1 protein-coding gene and 2 pseudogenes are annotated in these 3,401 nt (G+C 61.0%); 2 read left to right on the forward strand and 1 reads right to left on the reverse strand.

Going from position 1 to position 3,401, the window contains the following annotated elements:
* The first annotated feature begins 63 nt into the window (after positions 1-63).
* Positions 64-682 (forward strand): annotated as a pseudogene (locus tag HT737_RS22425) (TPM domain-containing protein).
* 243 nt (positions 683-925) lie between these two features.
* The gene (locus HT737_RS22430) at positions 926-2,152 is read left to right on the forward strand and encodes an SAM-dependent methyltransferase (protein ID WP_182404026.1); all 1,227 of its coding nucleotides are present in this window, start codon (positions 926-928) and stop codon (positions 2,150-2,152) included.
* Between the two features lie 138 nt (positions 2,153-2,290).
* Here HT737_RS22430 and HT737_RS22435 read toward each other — a convergent pair.
* Positions 2,291-3,183: pseudogene (locus HT737_RS22435) on the reverse strand (DMT family transporter).
* Between the last annotated feature and the right edge of the window lie 218 nt (positions 3,184-3,401).

The raw sequence follows: 3,401 nt of genomic DNA on the forward strand, positions 1-3,401 counted from the left end.
GGCGGCGGCGGATCGTCCGGCGGCTGGTGAACACACAACAATAATGATCAGGCACTTTTCGACATGGCATTACTGACCGAACACGAAACAACGCAAAGTCGCCGAGGCGATTGCCCGGGTCGAGCGCGACACCGACGCCGAACTGGTAACGGTGCTGGCGGCGCGCGCCGATGACTACGCATACATCCCGCTGCTGTGGGCCAGCCTGCTGGCGCTGCTGGTGCCGGGCATCGTTCATTACCTGACGGGCTGGCTGACCATGCGCAGCCTGTTGCTGGTGCAATGGGGGCTGTTTATCGTCCTGTGCCTGCTGTTTCGTCTGCCGAAAGTCACCACCCACCTGATCCCGCGCCGTGTGCGGCACTGGCGCGCGTCGAATCTGGCGCGGCGACAGTTTCTCGAACAGAACCTGCACCACACCGTCGGCAGCACGGGGATGCTGATCTTTGTCTGCGAGGCCGAACGTTACGTGGAGATTCTGGTGGACGAAGGGATTTCCCGGCGGCTGGACAACAAGAGCTGGGACGCGATTGTCGCCGCGTTCACCGAGCAGGTGCGGCAGGGGCGCACGCTTGAGGGGTTCATCACCTGCATCGAGGCCTGCGGCGAATTGCTCAAGGTGCATGTGCCGGTGACGCAGGTGAGGAATGAATTGCCCAATCGGTTGATTGTGTTGGGTTGACTCAGTCATGTGGCGAGGGGATTTATCCCCGATCGGCTGCGCAGCAGTCGCAAAAAACTGTGCATCTGATTTGACTGGCCGGACATAAAGGGCAGCGTCGCGCCCTGTCGGGGATAAATCCCCTCGCCACAAGGTTGGGTGTCATGGATTTTGCCGTTGGGTAAATAAGAGCGTGTCCCCAACCGCCATCCCCCCTAAAATACCCGCCATTCCCGATTTCGCCCCGCCCGAGGCTGCTTGTTCATGTCCGTTAACGCCCCATCCGCGCCGTCTGCCAAACCGGCGCCCGATCATCACGCCCAGTTCATCGAGCTGCTGCAAACCAGCCTCGAACAGAACGGCTTCATCAAACTGGTGCTGGCCAAATACGTGGGCGAAGAGGCGGAGCTGCAGCGGATCATCATCAAAGCGGTGACGGTCAAGGCGCAGCCCAACCTGTCCTTCGTTTATCGCTACAAGACCCGCGACATCACCAAGAACCTGCCGCTGAGCGAAGGCGTGGCGGTGATTGCCGAGCTGTTGCCGGCGGCGTTCAAGAATGCGCATCTGCTGACCGTGACCGACGAAGCGCAGCTCGAATACAGCAAAAAGGGCAAGCCTTCGCTGTTCAAGAGCAAACCTCAGCAATTGCGTGAAGCGCCGTCCGCCGAGCACAACCGCGAGAAAAACCGTTTTCTGGACTTGAACCGACCGTTCCTCAAGGACTTGGGCGTGACCAACGCGCAGCATGAGCTGATCCCGGCGATGTCGCGCAAATGGAAGCAGATCAACAAGTTCATCGAAGTCTTCAGCCACGCGCTGACCTCGTCACCGCTGGCGCTGGACAAACCGGTGCGGGTCGCGGATTTCGGTTCGGGCAAGGGCTACCTGACGTTCGCGATTCACGATTACTTGCGCAACACGCTCAAGGCCGAGGGTGAAGTCACCGGCGTCGAGCTGCGCGAGGAGATGGTCAATCTGTGCAACGCCGCCGCGGCGAAACTGGAACACCCGGGCCTGGTGTTCAAGTGCGGTGACGTGCGCAGCGTGGCGCCGAGCGAACTGGACGTGATGATTGCCTTGCATGCCTGCGACATCGCCACCGACTACGCGATTCACACCGGCATCCGTTCCGGCGCGTCGATCATCATGTGTTCGCCATGCTGCCACAAACAGATCCGTCTGCAGATCCAGAGCCCGGCACTGCTCAAGCCGATGCTGCAATACGGTCTGCACCTGGGCCAACAGGCGGAAATGGTCACCGACAGCCTGCGTGCACTGTTCCTCGAAGCCTGTGGTTACGAGACCAAGGTGTTCGAGTTCATCTCACTGGAACATACCAACAAGAACAAGATGATTCTCGCGGTGAAGCGCGCCGAGCCGGTGGACCCGGCCCAACTGCTGGTGAAGATTCAGGAACTCAAGGACTTCTACAACATCAGCGAACACTGTCTGGAAACCCTGCTGCGCGCCGACGGCTTCCTCGCCTGACACCCGATACTGATCCGACACGAAACCCTGTAGGAGCTGCGGCACGCTGCGATCTTTTGATCTTAAAGGCAACATCAAAAGATCGCAGCGTGCCGCAGCTCCTACAGGGGCATGCGCTCGTCATTCGAGGGGCGGTGGTCATGCAGTGGCCGGTTGGGCAGGACGCACAGCGGTCTTGCGCCCGAGCATCACCGTCGCGATGACCCCGCAGGCAAACAGCCAGGTAATCGGTTCCACATGTTCCCCAAAGAACAACGCCGAAAACGCGATGGTGAAGAAGATCTGCAACAACTGGATCTGACTGACCCGCGCGATCCCCGCCCATCGCCAGCCCGGCGTACCAGGCGAAAAAGCCGAGAAACTGCGAGAACAGCGCCACGTAGCCGAACGCCCACCAGGTCTTGGCTGACACCGCGCCATGATGCTGCAGCGCCAGGTACAACACCGGGCCGATCAGCAGCGGCGTCGACAGCACCAGCGCCCAGCAGATCACCTGCCAGCCGCCCATTTCCTTGGCCAACCGGCCACCCTCGGCATAGCCCAGGCCACCCACGGCAATCGCGCCGAGCATCAACAAGTCGCCGGCCTGAATGCTGCCGGCCCCGGTGTACAACGCGTAACCGAGCACCAGCGCACTGCCCAGTGCGGCGCAGGCCCAGAAGGCTTTCGAGGGGCGTTCATGGGACAGCCACGCCGCATACAGCGCCACACACAGTGGTTGCAAACCGTTGACCAGCGCACCGTGGGACGCCGGCAAGGTTTGCATGGCCCATGCCGACAGCACCGGGAAGCCGAGAATCACCCCGGCGATCACCAGGCTCAGGCCTTTGACCTGCTGCCAGCTCGGCCACTTCTCGCGTCGCCAGAGCAACAGCGCCGCCGCCGGAATCGCCGCGAACAGTGCCCGGCCCAAGCCATTGAGCAGCGGATGCAGTTCCTGCACCACGATCCGGGTGAAGGGCAGGGTCAGGCTGAAAATAAACAACCCCGAGCAGGCCGAGGGCCATGCCGGTGTTTTCGCGTGAGGACATGATGAGAACCAGAATAGAAGGTGGCAGGGGATTACCTTAATCAAGCCATAAACCGGGGCGCTCGGGCTGGTACAGCCAGGCAAAGAGTTATCCATACAGTTGGATCCCCTGTGGCGAGGGAGCTTGCTCCCGCTGGGCTGCGAAGCGGCCCCCGCTTTTTTCAGGAAAACTGTGCAAACAGGTTTTGCGCCTGCTGCGCAGTCGAGCGGGAGCAAGCT

This window comes from Pseudomonas sp. MD195_PC81_125, assembly GCF_014060985.1.
GTDB classification, from domain to species: domain Bacteria; phylum Pseudomonadota; class Gammaproteobacteria; order Pseudomonadales; family Pseudomonadaceae; genus Aquipseudomonas; species Aquipseudomonas parakoreensis.

Bases quoted from the DNA above. Each gene is read 5' to 3' on its own strand.
- HT737_RS22430 (WP_182404026.1), top strand. From the start codon at position 926: ATGTCCGTTAACGCCCCATCCGCGCCGTCTGCCAAACCGGCGCCCGAT.